Annotated in this window: 15 protein-coding genes; 13 read left to right on the forward strand and 2 right to left on the reverse strand. The window is 62.3% G+C overall.

The window, feature by feature from the left end; genetic code table 11:
• Nucleotides 1-299: 299 nt before the first annotated feature.
• The 13 genes from glgA (at nt 300) to ACTJK9_RS00705 (ending at nt 17,491) form a co-directional block, all read left to right on the forward strand.
• Complete coding sequence (gene glgA / locus ACTJK9_RS00645) at nt 300-1,886, forward strand: glycogen synthase GlgA (protein WP_039768136.1); 1,587 nt, start codon at nt 300-302, stop codon at nt 1,884-1,886.
• A gap of 18 nt (nt 1,887-1,904) precedes the next feature.
• A complete protein-coding gene (gene treZ / locus ACTJK9_RS00650) occupies nt 1,905-3,707 on the forward strand; it encodes a malto-oligosyltrehalose trehalohydrolase (protein WP_440811273.1) in 1,803 nt (600 codons plus the stop codon).
• A complete protein-coding gene (gene malQ / locus ACTJK9_RS00655; RefSeq protein ID WP_440811274.1) occupies nt 3,704-5,782 on the forward strand; it encodes a 4-alpha-glucanotransferase in 2,079 nt (692 codons plus the stop codon). Before treZ ends, malQ begins: the two co-directional genes overlap by 4 nt.
• The gene (locus ACTJK9_RS00660; RefSeq protein ID WP_440811275.1) at nt 5,779-8,556 is read left to right on the forward strand and encodes a malto-oligosyltrehalose synthase; all 2,778 of its coding nucleotides are present in this window, start codon (nt 5,779-5,781) and stop codon (nt 8,554-8,556) included. Before malQ ends, ACTJK9_RS00660 begins: the two co-directional genes overlap by 4 nt.
• Before the next feature lie 29 nt (nt 8,557-8,585).
• Entirely contained in the window at nt 8,586-8,921 is a 336-nt protein-coding gene (locus tag ACTJK9_RS00665; protein ID WP_440811276.1) for a DUF2934 domain-containing protein, read from the forward strand.
• A 107-nt stretch (nt 8,922-9,028) separates the two neighbouring features.
• Complete coding sequence (gene glgX / locus ACTJK9_RS00670) at nt 9,029-11,188, forward strand: glycogen debranching protein GlgX (protein WP_064596299.1); 2,160 nt, start codon at nt 9,029-9,031, stop codon at nt 11,186-11,188.
• Nucleotide 11,189: 1 nt separating this feature from the next.
• Nucleotides 11,190-12,188 (forward strand): acyl-CoA dehydrogenase family protein, encoded by a 999-nt coding sequence (locus tag ACTJK9_RS00675; protein ID WP_440811277.1) that lies wholly within the window; start codon nt 11,190-11,192, stop codon nt 12,186-12,188.
• Nucleotides 12,185-12,943, forward strand: a complete 759-nt coding sequence (locus ACTJK9_RS00680) for a PIG-L deacetylase family protein (RefSeq protein ID WP_039768129.1) — start codon at nt 12,185-12,187, stop codon at nt 12,941-12,943. The genes ACTJK9_RS00675 and ACTJK9_RS00680 overlap by 4 nt, the downstream gene beginning before the upstream one ends.
• Nucleotides 12,940-13,539, forward strand: a complete 600-nt coding sequence (locus ACTJK9_RS00685) for an SAM-dependent methyltransferase (protein WP_440811279.1) — start codon at nt 12,940-12,942, stop codon at nt 13,537-13,539. The genes ACTJK9_RS00680 and ACTJK9_RS00685 overlap by 4 nt, the downstream gene beginning before the upstream one ends.
• The gene (locus tag ACTJK9_RS00690) at nt 13,536-14,195 is read left to right on the forward strand and encodes a glycosyltransferase (RefSeq protein ID WP_440811282.1); all 660 of its coding nucleotides are present in this window, start codon (nt 13,536-13,538) and stop codon (nt 14,193-14,195) included. Before ACTJK9_RS00685 ends, ACTJK9_RS00690 begins: the two co-directional genes overlap by 4 nt.
• A 183-nt stretch (nt 14,196-14,378) precedes the next feature.
• A complete protein-coding gene (locus ACTJK9_RS00695; RefSeq protein WP_064596291.1) occupies nt 14,379-15,140 on the forward strand; it encodes a PIG-L deacetylase family protein in 762 nt (253 codons plus the stop codon).
• A gap of 91 nt (nt 15,141-15,231) precedes the next feature.
• A complete protein-coding gene (locus ACTJK9_RS00700; protein ID WP_440811284.1) occupies nt 15,232-16,029 on the forward strand; it encodes an endonuclease/exonuclease/phosphatase family protein in 798 nt (265 codons plus the stop codon).
• Nucleotides 16,030-16,420: 391 nt separating this feature from the next.
• Nucleotides 16,421-17,491, forward strand: a complete 1,071-nt coding sequence (locus ACTJK9_RS00705; protein WP_440811287.1) for an autotransporter outer membrane beta-barrel domain-containing protein — start codon at nt 16,421-16,423, stop codon at nt 17,489-17,491.
• A 57-nt stretch (nt 17,492-17,548) separates the two neighbouring features.
• Here the strand turns inward: ACTJK9_RS00705 and glgB are convergent, their stop codons facing one another.
• Together glgB and treS are read right to left on the reverse strand one after the other, a co-directional pair.
• Nucleotides 17,549-19,780, reverse strand: coding sequence for a 1,4-alpha-glucan branching protein GlgB (gene glgB / locus ACTJK9_RS00710; protein ID WP_440811289.1), 2,232 nt, complete (start codon nt 19,778-19,780; stop codon nt 17,549-17,551).
• A 2-nt stretch (nt 19,781-19,782) separates the two neighbouring features.
• Entirely contained in the window at nt 19,783-23,124 is a 3,342-nt protein-coding gene (treS, locus tag ACTJK9_RS00715; RefSeq protein WP_440811291.1) for a maltose alpha-D-glucosyltransferase, read from the reverse strand.
• Nucleotides 23,125-23,235 lie beyond the last annotated feature (111 nt).

Raw genomic sequence — 23,235 nt, forward strand, 5'->3', positions numbered from 1 at the left:
CATCCAATTGCCCTGGCCCGCTCTAGGATCTGGCCTAGACTGGTTTTCGCGGGGTAAAACCGGCCGGTCACAAAGTCAAAAATTCGTCGAAACTTTTGCAGATCGCGGCGGGTCATCTGATAGGCAGGGCCAAAGCGACTGGTTCAAGTCTTGCAATGGCCACCTCACCCATTCTGCTTGCACGTGTTGGGTAGCGTTTTGCTCACTCATGCGTGGCGTGTTTGCGCCCGGCCACAGGACCTGGCCATGGACATCGCATGTTCAAGACAAGAATCAGATCAAAAAGACGGGAGATTCATATGATCAGTGCGGCATTGGAAATTCAGGGAGAACGGGCTCATCAGCCGATGGGTGAATCGAGCACTTTAAGCGTTCCCGGCAGCCGATCGATCAGCGTCCCGATCACCAAGACACTGACGCCGATAGCCAGTCAGAACCCCAACAAGAAAAAAGTGTTGTTCGTGACCTCGGAAATCGCCGATCTGGTGAAAACCGGCGGTCTGGGAGACGTTTCTGCCGCCCTGCCCCGCGCGATGGCACATCTGCATGACGTGCGGGTATTGATCCCGGGTTACCCGCAGGTCATGAACAGCGAAAATCCGATCCACATCATCGGCGAACTGGGTGGCCACGCTGCACTGCCACCCTGCAAGATCGGGCGCATGGACATGCCCGACGGTCTGGTCATTTATGTCTTGATCTGCCCTGAACTCTACGCCCGTGACGGTGGCCCGTATGGCGCCAACAATGGTCGCGACTGGCCGGACAACCACATTCGCTTCGCTCGTCTGGGTCTGGCCGCTGCCGATATCGCCGCCAACCTCGCGCAAATCCACTGGTGCCCGGATCTGGTGCACGCCCACGACTGGCCGGCCGGTCTCGCGCCTGCCTATATGCACTGGCGCGGGCAACGCACGCCGACCCTGTTCACCATTCACAACCTGGCCTATCAAGGTGTGACCAGCCTGGGCTCATGCCCCGAACTCGGGATTCCCGCCCATGCCCTGCAACAGGAAGGCATGGAGTTCTACGGCAAAATGTCGTTCCTCAAGGCCGGCATGGCCTATTCGAGCCATATCACCACGGTCAGCGCTACCTACGCGCAGGAAATCACCACACCGGATTTCGGCTGCGGTCTCGACGGTTTTCTCGCCGCCAAGACCCAGCAAGGTTTGCTCAGCGGCATCCCCAACGGCATCGATGAAAGCTGGGACGCCGCCACCGACCCGCACCTGTTCGCACCGTTCGCCATCGGCGACTGGGAAGGCAAAGCGGTCAATGCCGCCCACGTTCGCGAACTGTTCGGCCTGGAACAATCGGAAGGTCCGCTGTTTGCCGTGGTCTCGCGGCTGGTCTATCAAAAAGGCCTCGACCTGACCGAGGCGGTGTCGGAATACATCGTGCAGAACGGTGGCCAGATCGCAATCATCGGTCGTGGCGAGCCGGAAGAAGAACAAGCCATGCGCGAACTGGCGCTGCGCTTCCCCGGCCAGATCGGCGTGCGCATCGGCTTCAACGAAACCGACGCCCGGCGGATGTTCGCCGGCAGCGATTTCCTGCTGATGCCATCGCGTTATGAACCGTGCGGTCTGAGCCAGATGTACGCCCAGCGTTTCGGCTCGTTGCCGGTCGCGCGCAACACCGGCGGGCTGGCCGACACCATCGAAAACGGTGTCACCGGTTTCCTGTTCAACGAATCGACCGCCGACAGCTACCGCGAAGCCCTGAGCCGCGCGTTCAAGGTATTTGCCTTTCCCGAACTGCTCAACGCCATGCGCTGCCGGGCAATGGCCGCGCCATTCAACTGGTGCAAGGCGGTCGAACCCTACGCCGAACTCTACGAACAACTGGTGGCCAAGTCGCTGGGAAAAACGCACCACAAATAACCAGGGAGCTTTACAACAATGCCGTCACGGACACCTGAAAGCTGGCCCCACGGCGCGATCATGCTGGATGCCGACCACACACAATTTGCGCTGTGGGCGCCGGATGCGTTTTACGTCAGCGTCGAGCTGGGCAACGGCCAGTCGCTGCCTATGCTGCCCCAGGGCGATGGCTGGTTTGTCATCAAGACCCGCTGCCCTGCCGGCAGCCGCTACCGCTTCAACATCGACGGCGAACTGGAGGTGCCCGACCCGGCCTCCAGGGCGCAGGACGGCGATATCGACCGTCACAGCGTGGTGGTCGATCCCCACGCCTATCCATGGCAACACGTAACGTGGCGAGGTCGGCCGTGGAATGAAGCGGTGATCTACGAGTTGCATGTGGGTGCGCTAGGCGGATTCGATGAGGTCGAAAAGGATCTGGCCCGACTGGCCGCCCTGGGCATTACCGCTATCGAACTGATGCCGATCGCACAATTCCCCGGCTATCGCAACTGGGGGTATGACGGCGTACTGCATTTTGCGCCACAAGCCTCCTATGGCACTCCGGAACAACTCAAGCATCTGATCGACAGCGCCCATGGCCACGGTCTGGCGGTGATTCTCGACGTGGTCTACAACCATTTCGGTCCGGACGGCAACTACCTGCATCGCTACGCCAAGGGCTTTTTCCGCGAAGACAAACACACCCCGTGGGGCGCGGCCATCGACTTTCGCCGTCGTGAGGTGCGGGACTTCTTCATCGAAAATGCACTGATGTGGCTGCTGGAATACCGTTTCGACGGTTTGCGCCTGGATGCCGTCCATGCAATAGAAAGTCAGGACTTCCTGCCCGAACTGGCGCAGCGTGTCCGCCAGCAGGTCGACCCTGCCCGTCATGTATGGTTGACCGTCGAGAACGAACTCAACCAATCGAGCCTGCTGGAAGAAAATTACGACGCCCAATGGAATGACGACGGCCATAACGCTTTGCATGTGTTGTTGACGGGCGAAACCGATGCCTACTACGCCGACTACGCTCTGCAACCGACCGAGCAACTGGCCCGCTGCCTGAGCCAGGGCTTCGTGTTTCAGGGGCATATCACCCGCCACGGCGAACCACGCGGCGAACCGAGCGAGCATCTGCCGTCCACTGCCTTCGTACTGTTTCTGCAAAACCATGACCAGATCGGCAACCGTGCCTTCGGCGAGCGCCTGCATCAGTTGGCCGATCCGCGCGCGCTCGAGGCGGCGACGGTGCTGCTGTTGCTGTCGCCGATGATTCCGCTGATGTTCATGGGCGATGAATATGCCGCCGAGCAACCGTTTCTGTTCTTCACCAGCCACCACGGCGAACTGGCAAAACAGGTACGAGAAGGCCGTCGCAACGAGTTCGCTGCATTCAGTGCGTTCACCGACCCGCATAAGCGCGAACGGATACCCGACCCCAACGCCGAATCGACCTTCCACGCTTCGCGGCCAATGCGGTCCGGTAATGGCACACCGCGCCAGCAGGCAACGAATGAGCTCTATCGTCACCTGCTGCAATTGCGTCACCGCTACATCATCCCGAACCTGTCCGGCACCCAGGCCCTTGGCGCGCAAATGCTGGGCCGTGGTGCGGTCAGCGCACGCTGGCGTCTGGGCGATGGCAGTGAGTTGCGAATTGACCTGAACCTCAGCGGGACGGCAGTGGTCAACCCTCCACGGACCGGCGCGGTGTGGCTGTTTCAACAGCCCCCCGCTGCCGAGATGTCGGATAAGGGCCTTCTGCCCCCGTATTGCGCGCTCGTCAGCCTCACGGCCGCAACCCCTTTGCCCCCCTTGGATGGAGAGCGCCTATGAGCGATGCGCAACTGGAAATTCTCGCCAGCCGAGCCGGCCTTGCCGTCGACTGGATCGACGCCAACGGGCGAGCCCAAAAAGTCGCCCCGGCCGTGCTTCGCAATGTGCTGATCGGTCTCGGCCACCCGGCCGGCACTGCCCAGGAAATCGACGCCAGCCTGCTTGAACTGCAGCAGGTACAGGAAAATCGCCAACTGCCGCCACTGCTTACTGCCGATCTCGGCAAGGGCCTGGATCTGGCGCGCTATTTCGAACCAGAAACCCCTTGTGAGATTCACCTTGAAGATGGCTCGCGCTTGAGCCTGCGGCTTGACGCGGAGTCGATACTGCCCGGAGAGATTCCGGTCGGCTATCAGCAAGTGCACATCGCCGATCAGCAATTCACCCTGGCCGTGGCGCCGGAACGCTGCTTCAGCGTGGGTGACGCGGTGGACAGTCCGATCCCGCGCGCTTGGGGCCTGAGCGTGCAGCTTTATGGCCTGCGCCGCTCCGGCGATGGCGGTTTCGGCGACACCCAGGCCCTGGAAGAACTGGCCCGGGTGGCCGGCGAACGGGGTGCCGATGCACTGGCGATCAGCCCATTGCACGCGATGTTCAGCGCCGACACCGGGCGCTACAGCCCTTACTCGCCGTCCAGTCGGCTGTTTCTCAATCCGCTGTATGCCGCACCGGGGACCATCCTCGGCGAGCGCGCGCTGCGTGATGCGATTGACGCCGCCGGCCTGACCGACCAGTTCAAGCAACTGGAAGACCTGAAACTGGTCGACTGGCCGAAAGCGGCCGAAGCCAAATTGAAACTCCTGCAAGCCTTGTACGACGGTTTCATCAACGGCGAACACCCGCTGCATGCCGACTTCTCCAGTTTCCGCGATGCCGGCGGTGAAGCGCTGGAAAACCACTGCCGCTTCGAAGCCATCCAGGAAATGCGCGCCGTCCGTGGCGAGAGCCTCGACTGGCGCGAATGGCCGGAACACTGGCACGACCCGCGCGGCGCAGCGCTCGGCGCATTTGCCGAGGAATACGCCGAGCGCATCAGTTACTTCGCGTTCTGCCAATGGTTGATTCACCGCTGCCTGGAACGTGCCCAGACCGCCGCTCGCAGCGCCGGCATGGGCATCGGCCTGATCGCTGACCTGGCGGTGGGTGCCGACGGCGCCGGCAGCCAGGCCTGGAGTTTTCAGGACGAACTGCTCGCCTCGCTGACCGTCGGTGCGCCTCCGGACATTCTCAATCGCTCCGGACAGGGCTGGGGTATTTCCGCGTTTTCCCCGGAAGGCCTGGTGCGCAACGGTTTTCGCGCGTTTATCGAGATGCTGCGCGCCAACTTCGCCCACGCCGGCGGGCTGCGCATCGACCACGTCATGGGCCTGCAACGGTTATGGGTCATCCCCAACGGTTGCGCCCCGGCAGACGGTGCGTACCTGTATTACCCGGTGGACGACTTGCTGCGTCTGCTGACCCTCGAATCCCATCGTCATCAAGCGATCGTGCTCGGTGAAGACCTCGGCACCGTACCCGACGGCCTGCGGGAGAAACTGATCGCCCGCGCCATGCTCGGCATGCGCGTGCTGTTGTTCGAACAGGACAACACCCATTTCAAACCGATCCTCGACTGGCCGGACAACGCACTGGCCACTACCAGCACCCACGACCTGCCGACGCTCAACGGCTGGTGGCATGGCCGCGACATCGACTGGAACGCGCGGCTCGGGCTGGTCGATGCCAACGGCGAAATCGATTGGCGCCGTTATCGCGAACGCGAGCGTGAAGGCCTGCGCAGTGCCTTGAGCCAGGACCCGCAGAACTTTCGCGAGGAATCCCACGAGGCCGATCAGGTGGTCGACGCCGCTGTGCGTTTCCTCGGCCACACCCGCGCGCCGCTGGTGCTGTTGCCACTGGAAGATGCGCTGGGGCTCGACGAACAGGCCAACCTGCCCGGCACCATCGACACCCACCCGAACTGGTCGCGCCGCTTGCCGGCCACCAGTGAGACACTGCTCGACGGTGTAGACGCCGCAAGACGCCTGGAACTATTGGCGTGTGCCCGCCTTCAAGCAGCCGAGCGTGACCAATGAGTGCATTGCCTATCCCGACACTGCGCGCCACGGTTCGCCTGCAATTTCATCGCGGTTTCACCCTTGATCAGGCGGTGCCGCTGGTGCCGTATTTCTCCCGACTCGGTATCAGCCACATTTATGCCTCGCCGTTGCTCGCCGCCCGTGCGGGCTCGATGCATGGCTACGACGTGGTCGACCCGACCCGGGTCAATCCGGAACTTGGCGGCGAGCCAGCCTTGCGTCGTCTGGTCGCCAGCCTGCGCGAGCACGGTATGGGGCTGATCCTCGACATCGTCTCCAATCACATGGCAGTCGGTGGCGGGGACAACCCGTGGTGGCTCGATCTGCTGGAATGGGGACGGCTCAGCCCCTACGGCGAGTTCTTCGACATTCAGTGGCACTCGCCCGACCCATTGATGGAAGGCCAGTTGCTGTTGCCGTTTCTCGGCAGTGACTATGGCGTCGCGTTGCAGGACGCGACTCTGCCGCTGGTGTTCAACGCCGAAAGTGGCACCTTCCATGTCGAGCATTACGAGCATCACTTCCCCATCTGCCCCGGCGACTACGGCGAACTGCTCAGGTCCGCTGACACACCGAACGAAGCCCTCAGGGCCCTCGCTGAACGTTTCAGCGCGCTCAGTTATCAGACCGACGCTCGCGCGCTGGCGATTCCGCTCAAGGAAGAACTTCAGCAACTGGCCAGCGACCCGCAGATTCTGCAGGCCATTGAGCGCAACCTGACGCACTACGATTCGAAGACCGAAGACGGTTTTCAGCGCCTGCACCAATTACTGGAGCGGCAAAGCTATCGTCTGGCGAGCTGGCGCACAGCCGCGGATGACATCAACTGGCGGCGCTTCTTCGACATCAACGAACTCGGCGGTTTGCGGGTCGAGCGTCCGGCAGTGTTCGAGGCCACCCACGGAAAGATTTTCCAGTTGATCGGCGAGGGCTTGATCGACGGCCTGCGCATCGACCACATCGACGGCCTCGCCGACCCGCGCGGTTACTGCCGCAAGCTGCGCCGCCGCCTCGATCACTTGGCGCCGGGCCGGCACTTGCCGATCTACGTCGAGAAGATTCTCGGCGACGGCGAAACCCTGCCCACCGACTGGGCCGTGGACGGCAGCACCGGTTACGAATTCATGAACCAGCTGTCACTGCTGCAGCACGACCCGGACGGCGAACACGTGCTCGGTGACTTGTGGCAACGCCGCACCGAGCGCCCCGCCGCGTTCATCGAAGAAGCCCAACTGGCGCGCCAGCAGATCCTCAACGGCTCGCTGGCCAGCGATTGCGAAAGCGTCGCCCAGGCCCTGCTGCAAGTGGCACGCGACGACCTGATGACCCGCGACCTCACGCTCGGCTCGATCCGCCGGGTGTTGCAGGCGCTGATCGTGCACTTCCCGGTCTATCGCACCTACATCACCCCGATGGGCCGCTCGGCCCGGGACGAGGTGTTTTTCCAGCAGGCCATGGACGGTGCACGGCAGACATTGAGCGAAGCCGATTGGCCAGTGCTGGACTCCGTAGCCGGTTGGCTCGGTGGTCAGCCATGGCGGCGCAAACCCCGTGGGCGCTCGCGCAAAATCCTGCGCCATGCCTGCGTGCGCTTTCAGCAGCTCACTTCGCCGGCCGCGGCCAAAGCGGTGGAAGACACCGCGCTGTATCGTTCGGCGGTGCTGCTGTCGCGCAATGACGTCGGCTACAACACCGAGCAGTTCAGTGCGCCGGTCAGCGACTTTCACGCGGTGAACCTGCAACGTCTGGAGAGCTTTCCCGACAATCTGTTGGCCACCGCCACCCACGACCACAAACGCGGGGAAGACACCCGCGCGCGGCTGGCCGTGCTCAGCGAGCGCAGCCATTGGTACGCCGAACAGATCGAGCTGTGGCGCGCCCTCGCCCGACCGCTGCGCAATGACGATCAGCTGCCGTCGTCTGCGGACGAACTGATCCTTTATCAGGCGCTGCTCGGCAGTTGGCCGCTGGAGTTGCGTGACGACGATCAGGCGGGCTTCGCCGATTACGCCAAACGTGTCTGGCAGTGGCAGCAGAAAGCCCTGCGCGAAGCCAAGCTGCAAAGCAGCTGGAGCGCGCCGAACGAAGCCTACGAAAACGCAGCCCAGGCGTTCACCGAACAATTACTGCTGGCTCCTGAAGGCGAACTGCTGCGCGGAGCGCTGGCCAAGACCGTCAACAGCATCGCCGCCGCCGGCGCCCTCAACGGTCTGGCGCAAACCTTGCTGCGCATGACCGTGCCGGGAGTGCCGGATCTGTATCAAGGCAACGAGTTCTGGGACTTCAGCATGGTCGACCCGGACAACCGCCGGCCAGTGGACTACGCCGCCAGGCAGCAGGCGCTGGAGGCACCCGGGCCGGTTCAGGAACTGTTGGCGAACTGGCGCGACGGGCGAATCAAGCAAGCATTGATCGCCGAGGTGCTGCGTCTGCGCGCCGACCACACCGAGTTGTTTCGCCAGGGTTCGTACCAGACCCTCGAGGTGCTGGGCAGCCAGGCGCACAACGTGCTCGCGTTTGCCCGCGAGCATGGGGAGCGACGGATCATCGTGATCGTGCCGATCCGTTGCGCAACCTTGCTGGAAAACAGTGCTGTGCCGATGGTTGACGCGCTGCGCTGGGGCGATACGCGGGTGGTTTTACCGTTCGACGCCTCTGACGAAAATCCGAAGGGACTTTTTTCGAGCACCGCAGTCACAAAAAACAGGGAGCTGCAGGTCAGCGCCGCGCTGGGGGATTTCCCGGTCAATCTGCTTATCCAACACGTCTAGCAGCATGAGTTCAGTTCAGGAGCATTGCGATGAGTACCGACGATAAACGCATCCGCGAATTCGCCTATCAGATCTGGGAATCCGAAGGTAAACCCGAGGGCCAGGCCGCCCGCCACTGGGAGATGGCGCGCAAACTGGCCGAAGCCGAAGCATTGGCGCCGAAAAAATCGCCAAAAGCCGCCGGCAGTAAAACCGCCGGCAAGACCGCCACCAGCAAAGCGCTCGACGGCAAAGGGACAGCTGCCAAACCCAAGACAGCCACCACGACGAAGGCCAAGCCCGCCGGTGCTGCCAAAGTGATTCCTCCGGGCGAAAAAGCCACCGAGAAAAAGCCCCGCGCGCCGCGCAAGCCGCCTGCGGTCTGACGCCCTTTAACCATTGATTTGAATAACCGTGTGGCGGGTTCGCTCGCCACCGAGGGCTCGCTCGTCCTCGAAAAACACCTACCCCCCGATTTTTTGCAGGAGCACCTATGACCCGTCCAAAGAAAGCCGAGCCCGCCGCGCACGCCGAACCCTCGCGCATCCGTGAAGGCCTGCCCTTCCCGCTCGGCGCGACCTGGGATGGTCTGGGGGTGAACTTCGCGCTGTTCTCCGCCAACGCCACCCGGGTCGAGCTGTGCATTTTCGACGATGCCGGCGAAGTCGAACTCGAACGCATCGAACTGCCGGAATACACCGACGAGATCTACCACGGCTATCTGCCCGATGCGCATCCGGGACTGATCTACGGTTACCGGGTCTACGGACCCTATGACCCGGCCAACGGCCACCGTTTCAACCACAACAAGTTGCTGATCGACCCCTATGCCAAGCAATTGGTGGGCGAATTGAAATGGTCCGAAGCGCTGTTCGGCTACACCATCGGCCACCCGGACGCCGACCTCAGTTTCGACGAGCGCGACAGCGCGCCCTTCGTCCCCAAGTGCAAAGTCATCGACCCGGCGCACACCTGGGGCCACGACCATCGCGTCAGCGTGCCGTGGGACAAGACCATCATTTACGAGACCCACGTGCGCGGCATCAGCATGCGCCACCCTTCGGTGCCGGAGAATGTGCGCGGCACGTTTGCCGGGTTGATGGTCGACGATGTGCTGGAGCACATCCGCAAACTCGGGGTGTCGACCGTCGAACTGTTGCCGATCCATGCCTTCGTCAATGACCAGCACTTGCTGCACAAGGGCATGACCAATTACTGGGGCTACAACAGCATCGCGTTCTTCGCCCCGGATCCGCGCTATCTGGCCAGCGGCAAGATTGCCGAGTTCAAGGAAATGGTCGCGCACCTGCACGACGCCAATCTCGAAGTGATTCTCGACGTGGTCTACAACCACACCGCCGAAGGCAACGAGCAAGGCCCGACCCTGTCGATGCGCGGGATCGACAACGCCTCGTACTACCGCTTGATGCCGGACGACAAGCGCTTCTACATCAACGATTCCGGCACCGGTAACACCCTCGACCTGAGCCACCCGTGCGTGCTGCAAATGGTCACCGACTCGCTGCGCTACTGGGCCAGTGAAATGCACGTCGATGGCTTCCGCTTCGACCTGGCGACCATCCTCGGTCGCTATCACGACGGCTTTGATGAACGGCACAGTTTCCTCGTGGCCTGCCGCCAGGATCCGGTGCTGCGCCAAGTGAAAATGATCGCCGAGCCCTGGGACTGTGGCCCCGGCGGTTATCAGGTCGGCAATTTCCCGCCGGGCTGGGTCGAGTGGAACGACAAGTTCCGCGACACCGTGCGTGCCTTCTGGAAAGGCGACGACGGCCAGCTCGCCGACTTCGCCAGCCGCATGACCGCCTCCGGGGAAATGTTCAACCAGCGCGGTCGCCGGCCTTATTCGTCGGTGAATTTCGTCACCGCCCACGACGGCTTCACTCTCAACGATCTGGTGTCGTACAACGACAAGCACAACGAGGCCAACGACGAAAACAATCAGGACGGCAGCAACAACAACCTGTCCTGGAACCACGGCGTCGAAGGCCCTACCGACGATCCGGAAATCAATGCACTGCGCCACCGGCAGATGCGCAACTTCTTCGCCACCCTGTTGCTGTCCCAAGGCACGCCGATGCTGGTGGCCGGTGACGAATTCGCTCGTACCCAGGACGGCAACAACAATGCGTATTGCCAGGACAGCGAAATCGGCTGGGTCAACTGGGACCTGAGCGAGGACGGCAAAGCGCTGCTGAAGTTCGTCAAACGCCTGATCAAGTTGCGCCTGGCGTATCCGATCCTGCGACGCGGGCGGTTCCTGGTCGGCGAATACAACGAGGACATCGGCGTCAAGGACGTGACCTGGCTTGCGCCGGACGCCACGGAAATGACCACCGAACACTGGCATGACGCGCAGAATCGCTGCATGGGCATGTTGCTTGACGGTCGTGCCCAGGAAACCGGGATCCGCCGCAAGGGTGGCGACGCCACGTTGCTGCTGGTGGTCAACGCCCATCACGACATCGTCAACTTCACCTTGCCGGAAGTGCCTGAAGGCAGTTTCTGGACGTGCATGATCGATACCAACCAGCCATCGATCCGTGGCCAGGAGCGTTTTGAGTTCGGTCATGAGTACTCGGTCACCGGACGCTCGCTGTTGCTGTTTGAACTGCAACGCGAAGAAGAGGACTGACATGCACCTGTCCGATTACCTTTCACGGCACACGCCGGACTACCGCGATACCGCTGCACTTGGCTTGTGTCTGCGGCAAATGGTCGAGGCCGGCCTCGACCACCTGCCGTTACCCGGCAGCGGTCGTACGCTGGAGCGCTGGCAACGGCTGTCCGAGGTCGGTGGGCACGATCTGGGGCTGTGCAAACTTTATGAAGGCCATACCGATGCGTTGGCAATCATCGAACAACTCGGTGGCTCGCCGACGCCCGGCAGCACGTGGGGCATGTGGGCAGCCGAACCACCGCAAGCGCGGGTTCGGGTCAGCCGTTCGGGGCAAATGGTGCGGTTGAATGGACGCAAGGCCTGGTGCTCCGGAGCGGCAGTGCTCAGTCATGCCCTGCTGACGGCGTGGGATGAGGACGATCATCAGCAACTGGTGGCCGTGGCCCTCGACCAACCGGGTGTGACCGTCACCGATCAAGGCTGGCAAGCGGTCGGCATGGCCGCCACCGGCAGCGTCGAGGTGCTGTTCGATGAGGTCGAGGCGCAGGCGATCGGCGATCCTGGCGACTACCTGCAACGTCCGGGTTTCTGGCATGGCGGGATCGGGATCGCCGCGTGCTGGTACGGCGCCGCGAGGGAGATCGGCGAACGCTTGCGCCAGCACTGTGCGCGGCGTGAAGAACCGCACGCACTGGCCAGTCTCGGCGCCGTCGACAGCGCGCTGCACGGCGCCGCACAGGTGCTGCGCGTCAGTGCCCTGGACATCGACAGCAATCCCGGAGCCGACGCCGAGTTGTTGGCCCGGCGTGTGCGTGCCGTGGTCGAGGACGCCGCTGCACAGGTCATGCGCGAGACTGGCCGGGCACTTGGCGCCGGGCCGTTCTGCAAGGACCTGCACTTTGCCCGCCTGGCGGCCGACCTGCCGGTGTATCTGCGCCAGAGCCATGCCGAACGGGATCTGGCAGTACTGGGCCGACTGGCTGCGCAGCAACCGCGCGAGGGTTGGGCCCTATGAAGCGCAATCCGATCATCGGTGAAGGAACCTCCTTGCATGAGTGGCAGGGCTCGCGTCATCTGGCAGCGGTGGAGAGCATCGACATTCTCGACCTGGTTCCGCCGGGGTCGCGGGCCGTGGTGATCGCGCCGCACCCGGATGATGAAGTGCTCGGTTGCGGCGGGCTGTTGCAACAGCTCGCCGCGGCGGGCCGCACCCTGCAACTGATTTCGGTCACCGATGGCAGCGCCAGTCACCCTGGCTCGGAGCGCTGGCCGGTGGAGCGCCTGAGTGTGGTGCGCCCGCAGGAGTCCGCCGAGGCCCTGCGTCGCCTCGGCCTGCCCATGCATCAGGTGCAATGGCTGCGCGGCGGATTCCCCGACACTCAGGTCGCCGCGCGCGAGTCGATGCTGTGTGACTACTTGACCCGCTACCTGCAACCCGACGACGTGATCTTCACCACCTGGCGCGAAGACGGCCACAGCGACCATGAGGCTGTCGGCCGTGCCAGCGTCGAAGCGGCGTACCGCGTGGGTGCGATTTGCCACGAGCTGCCGGTCTGGACCTGGCACTGGGCGACGCCGGAAGACGCCATCGTGCCCTGGGAGCGGGCGCGCAAGATTCTGCTGAACCCGGCGCAGGTCGCGCGCAAGCGTCACGCAGTGCATGCCTTCGCCAGTCAGTTGGAGGGTGATCCCGACGCGGGACTGCCACCGGTGCTCGCGCCCTATGTCATCGACCGTTTGCTGCAACCGTTCGAGGTGGTCTTTCTATGAGCGTCGAGGATCGCTACTTCGAAGGCCTGTTCGCCGGCAATAACGACCCCTGGGGATTTCGCCAGCGCTGGTACGAGCAGCGTAAACGCCTGGTGACCCTGGCGGCACTGCCCCGCCCGCATTACCGCGCGATCTTCGAACCGGGTTGCGCCAACGGTGAACTGAGTGCCGCGCTGGCCGAGCGCTGCGATCGGCTGTTGTGCTGCGACACCAGCGCCGCCGCGGTGAATCTGGCGCGTACCCGGCTGAGCCTGTTCGACCACGCCGAGGTGCGGCAGGGTCGCCTCCCTGTTGACTGGCCTGAGGAAAAATTCGACCTGATCGTATTCAGCGAAATCGGCTACTACCTTGATCGACAGGATCTGACAGAGGTCATCCGTCGCATCGGCGATTCGTTGACGGCAGACGGTCAATTGCTGGCCTGTCACTGGCGCCCGCCCATCGATGGCTGCCCGCTCAATGCTCGCCAGGTCCATGACCTGATTCACGAACAGCTGCACATGCCACGACTGGTCCTGCATCAGGAAGCGGATTTCCTGCTGGAAGTCTGGAGCCGCGAACCGCGTTCGGTGGCCGCGCTGGAGGGTTTGCGATGATTGGCATCCTGATCCCGGCACACAACGAAGAAGAGTGGCTCGATGACTGCCTGCAGGCCGCCCTGCGCGCCGCCGGGCATCCGATGCTGGCAGGTGAACCGGTGGAGATCCTGGTAGTGCTCGACAGTTGCACCGACCGTTCGGCGCATATCGTCAGCCAGTACCCTGTACGGGCGCTGAGCATCGAGGCACGCAATGTCGGCCTGGCCCGGGCCATCGGTGCGCAACAGCTGCTTGATCGGGGTGCTCGCTGGATTTCCTGCACCGACGCCGACAGCCGCGTCGCCGAAGACTGGCTGGTGGAACAACTGGGATTGGGCACCGATGCCGTGTGCGGCACGGTCACGGTCGAGCGCTGGCATGACACCTTCGATGAAGCCGCGCAGATTCGCTATCACGGTCATTACCAGGCCTGCGAAGGACACCGGCACATCCATGGCGCCAATCTGGGCGTCAGCGCACAAGCTTACGTGCGTGCCGGAGGCTTCGAACCATTGACCTGTGACGAAGATGTGCGGCTGGTGCGCCAACTGGAGCTTTGCGGGGCCAGCATCGCCTGGAGTCATCGGCCACAGGTCATTACCAGCGCCCGTCTGGACAGTCGTGCACGCGGCGGATTTGGCGACTTTCTGCGACAGTTGGCACAGACTGAATAAAAAAAAGCGGATCAGATTGATCTGTGACGCGACGAACCGCCCGTCTTGAGCAATACTCTGCTGCGCAGCAATCCAGGGTTCGGAGCGCTGCAGGGCTATCCACCAGCCTTCACGGGTCGTACACGCCTGGCAGCATCACGGCGCGGACGACTGAGGGCGTGACACAACAAGGATGTATCACTCATGAAACCGTTATCCCTCAGCGAAAACGGCCTGCCGGCGCAGATCTGGAACAGCGCCCCGCAGCTCGACAATATTCCCGTCATCAATACCCACACCTTGGTGCCACCCGGCGCCCGTGCCGTGGTCATCGCCCCGCACCCCGGCGATGAAGTGGTGACCTGCGGCGGTTTGCTGCAACTGCTTTCCAGCCTCGGACATCCCTTGCAACTGCTGTCGATCACCGATGGCAGCGCCAGTCATCCGGGCTCGCGCCAGTGGTCGGAAAAACGCCTGAGCGTTTTCCGCCCGCAGGAAAGCGTCGAAGCCCTGCGCCGCCTCGGTTTGCCGATGCACAGCCTGAAATGGGTGCGCGGCGGTTTTACCGACAAGGCCCTGCTCGACCAGGAAACCCAACTGACTGATTTCATCGCCCGCTACCTGCGCCCCGGTGATGTGGTCTTCAGCACCTGGTGCGAAGATGGCACCGCCGATCATGAAGTGGTCGGCCGGGCCAGTGCCAAAGCGGCGCAACAGGTCGGCGCCACTTACCACGACGTGCCGGTCTGGGCCTGGCACTGGCCGGAACGCGATCAGGGACAGATTCCGTGGCATCGCGCGCGCAAGCTGCGCCTCGACACCTGGACCGTCGCGCGCAAGAGCCACGCCACCCATGCCTACGCCAGCCAGCTCAATGGCGAACCGGCGATCGGTATCGCGCCGCTGCTGCCCAAGTCGATTCTGGAGCGCATGCGCCTGCCCTACGAGATCGTCTTCGTCGATTGACAGTCCATCGGGCGCGGGCAGCCAGTCAAAGTGAACTGCCCGCGCCCGGATCAGTCGCATGAACAGGCAGTCATGATTCAGAGGAGTGAACGTGTCCAGCGATCCCAAGCGTCATGTCGTCGACGCGCAGACTTCCACCCCGTCCTCCATCCATCGCCTGAGGGTGCTGACGGTCAACACGCACAAGGGTTTCACCGCGCTCAATCGACGTTTCATCCTTCCGGAACTGCGTGAAGCGGTGCGCAGCACCTCGGCCGATCTGGTGTTTCTGCAGGAAGTGGTGGGCGAACACGAGCGGCATTCCAGCCGCTACCACGAATGGCCGCAAACCTCGCAGTACGAATTCCTTGCCGACAGTATGTGGAGTGACTTTGCCTACGGCCGCAATGCGGTCTATCCCGATGGCCATCACGGCAACGCCCTGTTGTCGAAATACCCGATCCGCGAATATCGCAACCTCGACGTCTCGATCACCGGCCCGGAACGGCGCGGGCTGTTGCACTGCGTACTGGATGTGCCGGGGCATGCCGAAGTGCATGCCATCTGCGTACACCTGAGCCTGCTCGAAAGCCATCGGCAATTGCAGTTGCAGCTGCTTTGTCAGTTGCTCGAATCGCTGCCCGACAATGCGCCAGTGATCATCGCCGGCGACTTCAATGACTGGCAGTTGCAGGGTAACGTCGCCCTCGCCCGCCGCGACTACCTGCACGAAGCCTTCGAACGCCATCACGGCCGCCCGGCCAAGACCTATCCCGCGCGCTTCCCGTTGCTGCGACTGGACCGGATCTACCTGCGCAATGCCAGCAGCCACGACCCGCAGATCCTCGGCAACAAACCGTGGACGCATCTTTCGGATCATTTGCCGCTGGCGGTTGAAGTGCATTTATAGCGCGATACTGACAGCTGTCCTTACATACGCAACGATGCGAAATTGGTCGCCAGGCCCGGTTTCGCAGACCGACTGTCGGTTGCAAAAAGTCTCTGCCTCGCGGCTTCCACAGCGATTAGCTCTACAAACAAGAACTTAGATAAATACGCAAAAACAAAAACTTGCATCACCTGTTTTGACTCGACCGCTCATCGTTCAATTTCTTGACGCAGCGGCTCGGGTCTTCTTAGCTCTACCTTACTACCCCCGGAAACACTACTCGGGGCGAACCCCAGGTCACTCGTCAAAAACGGGCGGCCACGGATTCGCCACGCTCCATTCGGTCGCCCCTCGTTCGGGGTAGGAGAGACGCCAAGGCGAGATACTGCATGCGCTAGCAAGGTAGACCTCCATGAAAACCTCACTCACCTCACAAGAGATCAAAGTTACCTTCTGCACCGTTTCAAGTTCTATCTTGCTGTGCTCGTCCATGGAGGCGCAGGCGGGCCCTGTGGCGGACGAAGCAACACCCTGGTATCGCCAGGACATTCCCGTCATGACCCTCCCCGCCACGGTCGTGACTCCGGACCCGCAACGGCTCAGCCCACAGCCGGACCTGCGCGGTACAAAGCTGATTACCGAAGACCTCGCCCCCTCGGCCTGGGAGCAGCTTTACGGTCCGACGTCCCGTCAGGCGCAAACCGACGTCCTCAGCCCGGGCTTCGCCACACCCGGCACCGGCGACTTCAAGGGGCCCGCCGTGCTGACCTTGAAAAGCAGCAGTGGGCACACCCAGCAAGTCGGCCTGATCGGCGGTGTGAATCAGATCAGGGGCAATGGCAACGGCCTGATCACCAGCCGCGCCCTCGCCGACCCGACCACCGACACCCTCAACCTGCAAGGCCAGAGCCTGGGCGCTTACTACAGCCTGATCGGCCCGCAGGGCTGGCACGTTGACTTGTCGGCCAGTGGCGGCCGGGTCAGCGGTTTCAGCCGTAACGAGCAAGGCGCACGCCTGGCCACCGAAGGCAGCGCGATGACGCTGTCGGTGGAAGGCGGATTCCCGATCGGTCTGGGTGAAAACTGGGTGGTTGAACCGCAGGCGCAATTGATCAACCAGCGCATCACCCTGGACACACCCTATGCGGGCTCGGGCAATGCGTCTTCCAGCGACATTTCATCGTGGAGCGGCCGAGTCGGTGCGCGCTTGAAAGGTAGCTATGACCTGAACGGCTTGCCGGTCGAACCCTACGTGCGCACGAACCTGTGGCACACGGTGTATACCGGCAACACGGTGACGCTGGATCAGGTGGACAAGATCAGCAGCAGCCGCAAATCTTCGACCGTGGAAGTCGGCCTGGGGCTGGTGGCGAGAATGACGCCGACGGTGAGCCTGTACGTCAGCGCCGATTACAGCAGCGACGTGGACGACAACGACCTGAACGGGTTGATTGGCAGCCTGGGGATCCGGATGCGCTGGTGAGCACCCGTATGATCGTTCCCACGCGGAGCGTGGGAACGATCAGTACGGAGCGTGGGGTCAGGCCTCGGGTTTAAGGATCAACACCGCGAGCGGCGGCAGATTCAGCTCCAGCGACAACGCTTGCCCATGACTGGCGACCTCTTCGGTGAACGCCCCGCCACCATTGCCATAGTTGGAACCGGCGTAGGTGTCGGCATCACTGTTGAGCAATTCCTTCCAGCGCCCGGCAAACGGCACACCGACCCGGTACGACTGGCGCGGCACCGGGGTGAAGTTGGCCACCACCAGCACAGGCGTGCCGTCCTTGCTCCAGCGCAACCAGGCGTAAACGCTGTTGATCGCATCGTCGCCGATCAACCACTGAAAGCCTTGCGGCGCATCGTCCTGCTCGTGCAGCGCCGGCTCTTCGCGGTAGAGCCGGTTGAGGTCGCCGACCAGTTTCTGCACGCCTTGGTGTTCCGAATATTGCAGCAGATACCAGTCCAACTGCTGGTCGTGGTTCCATTCGCGCCACTGACCGAACTCGCAGCCCATGAACAGCAACTTCTTGCCCGGATGGGTCCACATGAAGCTCAGGTAGGCGCGCAGGTTGGCGAATTTCTGCCAGCGGTCGCCGGGCATCTTGTCGATCAGCGAATGCTTGCCGTGCACCACTTCATCGTGGGAAATCGGCAGGATGAAGCGCTCGGACCAGGCGTAGACCAGGCCAAAACTCAGTTCGTTGTGATGATGGGCGCGGTAAACCGGATCCTGCTGAATGTAATGCAGCGAATCGTGCATCCAGCCCATGTTCCATTTGTAAGCGAAACCGAGCCCGCCCTGCTGGGTGCTCTGGCTGACGCCCGGCCACGCCGTGGACTCTTCGGCGATCACCAGCGCGCCCGGCGCTTCCAGTGCCACCACGTCGTTCAAGTGCCGCAGGAAATCGATGGCTTCCAGGTTCTCGCGACCGCCATGACGGTTCGGCACCCACTCGCCGGCCTTGCGCGAATAATCGCGATAGAGCATCGACGCCACCGCATCGACCCGCAGCCCGTCGATATGGAAATGCTTGAGCCAGTGCAACGCCGACGCCAGCATGTAGCCGTGCACTTCGGTGCGGCCCAGGTTGTAGATCAGCGTGTCCCAGTCCTGATGAAAACCTTCTTGCGGATTGCCGTACTCATACAACGCCGTGCCATCGAACTGCGCCAGACCGTGGGTATCGGTCGGGAAATGCGCCGGCACCCAGTCGAGAATCACACCGATGCCGGCCTGATGGCAGGCATTGACGAAATCGCCGAACTGCTCGGGCGTGCCGTATCGCGCACTGGGAGCGAACTGCGACAGCAACTGATAGCCCCACGAACCGCCGAACGGGTGCTCCATGATCGGCATCAATTCGATGTGGGTGAAACCCAGTTCCTTCACGTAAGGAATCAGTCGTTCGGCCAGTTCTGGCCAGGTGTATTGGCGCGCCACTTCGCCTAGATCATCGAGTTCACACTGCCAGGATCCCGCGTGCAATTCATAGATCGACAGCGGCGCGCTGTGCTGCTGACGCTCGTGGCGGCCGTTCATCCAGTCCTGATCCTGCCAGTCGATCTGCAACGGTGCGGCGACTTTTGACGCAGTGTCCGGCGGCAGGCTGGTGGCCAGTGCCATCGGGTCGGCCTTCAGCGGCAGGATGCCGTGGGCGCCGAGGATTTCGTACTTGTACAGTTCGCCCGCCTGCAGGCGCGGAATGAACAATTCCCACACGCCAGACGGATGTCGCAGGCGCATCGGATGTCGCCGGCCGTCCCAAACGTTGAAGTCACCGACCACCGACACCCGACGGGCATTCGGTGCCCACACGGCAAAGCGCACACCGTCGACGCCATCGACGGTTTTCAGCTGCGCGCCGAGGCAGCTGCTGAGGTCGCGGTGATTGCCCTCGGCGAACAGATACAAGTCCATTTCACCGAGCAATTGGCCAAAGCTGTAGGGATCTTCCGCGACCTGCTCGCCACCGGCCCAGCGGGTGCGCAACAGGTACGGCCGTGCGCCCTCGAAATGCCCGACAAACAGCCCCGGCGTTTCGGTAGCCTCCAGCGGACCGAGTTCTTCGCCACTGTTTTTATCGACAACAGCAACACTCAACGCGCCGGGCAGATACGCCCGGATAAACTGCCCGCCGGCGCCATCGCCGTGGGGGCCAAGAATGGAAAACGGGTCGTGGTGTTCTGCGCGCACCAAGGCATCAATGTCTTTTGCAGTGGGCAGCAATCTTTCTTTAGCGTGACCCTGTTCCCTGTTCGAGAAACTCATGACTACTCTCCACCAAGATCGGAAAAGGGTTTGAGCCCCGTCAATAACCCATACAGACCGTGCAGCGGCACGGGCAGCCAGGTGGGGCGATTTTCGGCTTCATAGGCCACTTCGTAGGCCGCTTTCTCCAGACCGAACAACGCCAGTGCGGCGTCGGCACCTTCAGGATCTTGCCAGGCATGATCAAGACTAGCTGCCGCTTGGCGATATGCCTGGAGAAATGCTTCCCGGGCTTCACGCAGATAACGCTCCGTGACCCGCCGACGCGCGGCTTCGGCCTCGGGGCTGTTGTCGACGTTGTGCACATTCAGCGCCATGGCCGCGGCATAGTCGAAGGAGCGCAGCACCCCGCTGACGTCCTTGTACGGACTGTGCTTGCCTCGGCGTTCGGCCAGTGGCCGCGCCGGTTCACCTTCGAAGTCGATCAGGTAGGCATCGCCCTTGATTACCAGCACTTGTCCCAAATGCAGGTCGCCGTGCACACGAATCCGCAGACCGCCGGCGGATTGCTTGGCCAGTTCCTGCACGTGGGCAAGGATGGTTTTCTTGTTGTCGAGCAAACGAGCGACCAGCTTCTGATCCGCCGCGTCAAGTTCGCCCTGATGTTGCTTCAGGAGCTTCAGGGCATGCTCGACCTGCGCCGCGACATCCTTGCCGGTCGCCTGGGCATCCTTGGCCGAACTGACTTGCGGCGCGAAGTCCTTGTTGTCGCTCGGCGCTGCCAATACCTGATGCATTTCCCCCAGACGCTGGCCGAGCATCCCGGCGAAATCCTTCAGCTCACCCAAGGCGTTGTAGTGCTGCGCCTGCTCGGACACGGCGTCGGCCAGTTCGTCGCGCAGTGCACGTTCGAGGTTGTTCTGCGTCCATTCCCAGGCGTCGCCCTGATTGCTCAGGTAGCCCTGTGCAATCATCAACAGATTGTCTTCGCCCTTCCCGTCCCGACGAATCACCGAGCCGAGCAGCGGTGAGATATTGGCAAATCCGGCCGCGGTCAGGTAAGCGCTCATCTCCAGTTCCGGGTGTACGCCGGAAGCGACTTTGCGGATCAGCTTGAGCACCAGACTGTTGCCGATCACCACCGAGCTGTTGGATTGCTCGGCGGACAGATAGCGCACTTCGGATTCCGCGCCGAGGCCGAGTTTTTCCAGTTGCGGCGTCGCCTCGAAACGGATCTCGCCATCACTGGACTCCAGCACCGTACCGCCCTGCATACCTTGCAGCACCGCGCGAACAAATGCTTCAAGGCTGAAGGCATCAGTAATCAAGCCGACCTGGCGAACCCGGCGCACTCGGGCCAGGGCCAGTTGTTGCGGCAATGCCGGCCCGACCTGATCTTCGGCAATGAAGCCGAACGGCAATTGATAACGGCTGGTCTGCCCGCCGCTCTGCACTTCGATTTCGCTGAACAACACCGGATGCTGCGCATCGCCGAAGCGCACGCCGTAGGCCAGTTTCACCTGTTCGATGGCAGCGTCCTTGCCGGCGAACCAGCGACGGTTCTGCAGCCAGTTCGGCAGGATCGCCTGTTCGAGGGTGGCCCGGGACGGTGCTTCGAGCAGTTCCTCCATGCGCTTTTTCAGCACCAGCGTGGTGAAGTCCGGCAGGCTCTGCGCAGGTTCCACGTGCCAGCTCGGCATCTGGTTTTCCGCCGCCAGGCCGAACCAGTAGAACCCGTAAGGCGGCAGGGTCAGCAGGAAACTCAACTGGCCGATGGGCGGGAACGCGTTACCACCGAGCATTTCCACCGGCACCATGCCGACGTAAGCCGACAGGTCGAGTTCCACCGCTTGTGCACTGCGTGACACGTTGGCTACGCACAGAATGATTTCGTGCTTGCCGTCCGGCCCGGTGTATTCGCGGGTGTAGGCCAGAACGCGACGGTTGGCCGGCGACAACATCTTCAAGGTGCCACGACCGAACGCCTTGGATTGCTTGCGCACGGTCAGCAGGCGTCGGGTCCAGTTCAGCAGCGAATGCGGATCGCCGGCCTGGGTTTCGACGTTAACCGACTGATAGCCGTATTGCGGGTCCATGATCGGCGGCAGTACCAGACTGGCCGGGTCGGCGCGAGAGAAGCCGCCGTTGCGGTCGATCGACCATTGCATCGGCGCACGCACGCCGTCGCGGTCGCCGAGGTAGATGTTGTCGCCCATGCCGATTTCATCGCCGTAATACAGGGTCGGCGTGCCGGGCATCGACAGCAGCAGGCTGTTGAGGAGTTCGATGCGGCGGCGGTCACGTTCCATCAACGGCGCCAGACGCCGGCGGATGCCGAGGTTGATCCGTGCGCGACGGTCGGCCGCGTAGTAATTCCACAGGTAGTCGCGTTCCTTGTCGGTGACCATCTCCAGCGTCAGTTCATCGTGGTTGCGCAGGAAGATCGCCCATTGGCAGTTGGCCGGGATCTCCGGGGTCTGGCGCAGGATGTCGGTGATCGGAAAGCGATCTTCCTGGGCCAGGGCCATGTACATGCGCGGCATCAGCGGGAAGTGGAACGCCATGTGGCATTCATCGCCATTCACGCCCTCGGCGTCGGTGTCACCGAAGTACAGCTGGGTGTCCTCCGGCCATTGGTTGGCCTCGGCCAGCAGCATGCGATCCGGGTAGTTGGCGTCGATCTCGGCGCGGATCTGCTTGAGGACGTCGTGGGTTTCCGGGAGGTTTTCGTTGTTGGTGCCATCGCGCTCGATCAGGTACGGAATCGCATCCAGGCGCAGGCCGTCGATGCCCATGTCCAGCCAGTAGCGCATGACCGACAGCACGGCTTTCATGACTTGCGGGTTATCGAAATTAAGGTCCGGCTGGTGTGAATAGAAGCGGTGCCAGAAGTATTGGCCCGCCACCGGGTCCCAGGTCCAGTTGGACTTTTCGGTGTCGAGAAAAATGATCCGGGTGCCGTCGTATTTCTGGTCGTCATCCGACCACACGTAGAAGTCCCGCGCCGCCGAGCCTGGCTTGGCCTTGCGCGCTCGCTGGAACCACGGGTGCTGATCGGAGGTGTGGTTGATAACCAGCTCGGTGATCACCCGCAGGCCACGCTTGTGTGCTTCGGCAATAAACCGTTTGGCGTCGGCCATCGTCCCGTAATCGCTGTGGACGCCCCGGTATTCGGCGATGTCGTAACCGTCGTCGCGGCGTGGCGAAGGGTAGAACGGCAACAGCCAGATGGTGTTGACGCCAAGATCCGCGATGTAATCGAGTTTGGCGATCAGGCCGGGAAAGTCGCCGATCCCGTCGTTATTCGAGTCGAAAAAGGATTTGACGTGAACCTGATAGATGACCGCGTCCTTGTACCAGAGCGGGTCTTTGATGAAGGTGGCAGCCTTGGGTTTCTTCGCCATTTGAAACTCCTGTTCAATTCTATAAACACGGTGAGCCGATCACTTGGCTCGCAAAACGATGAGCACCCTGTGGGNNTGGCAGGCAACCTATGTATTGAATGTTGGCCCGCA

Source organism: Pseudomonas sp. 22082, from assembly GCF_052046055.1.
Classification (GTDB): Bacteria; Pseudomonadota; Gammaproteobacteria; order Pseudomonadales; family Pseudomonadaceae; genus Aquipseudomonas; species Aquipseudomonas pharyngis.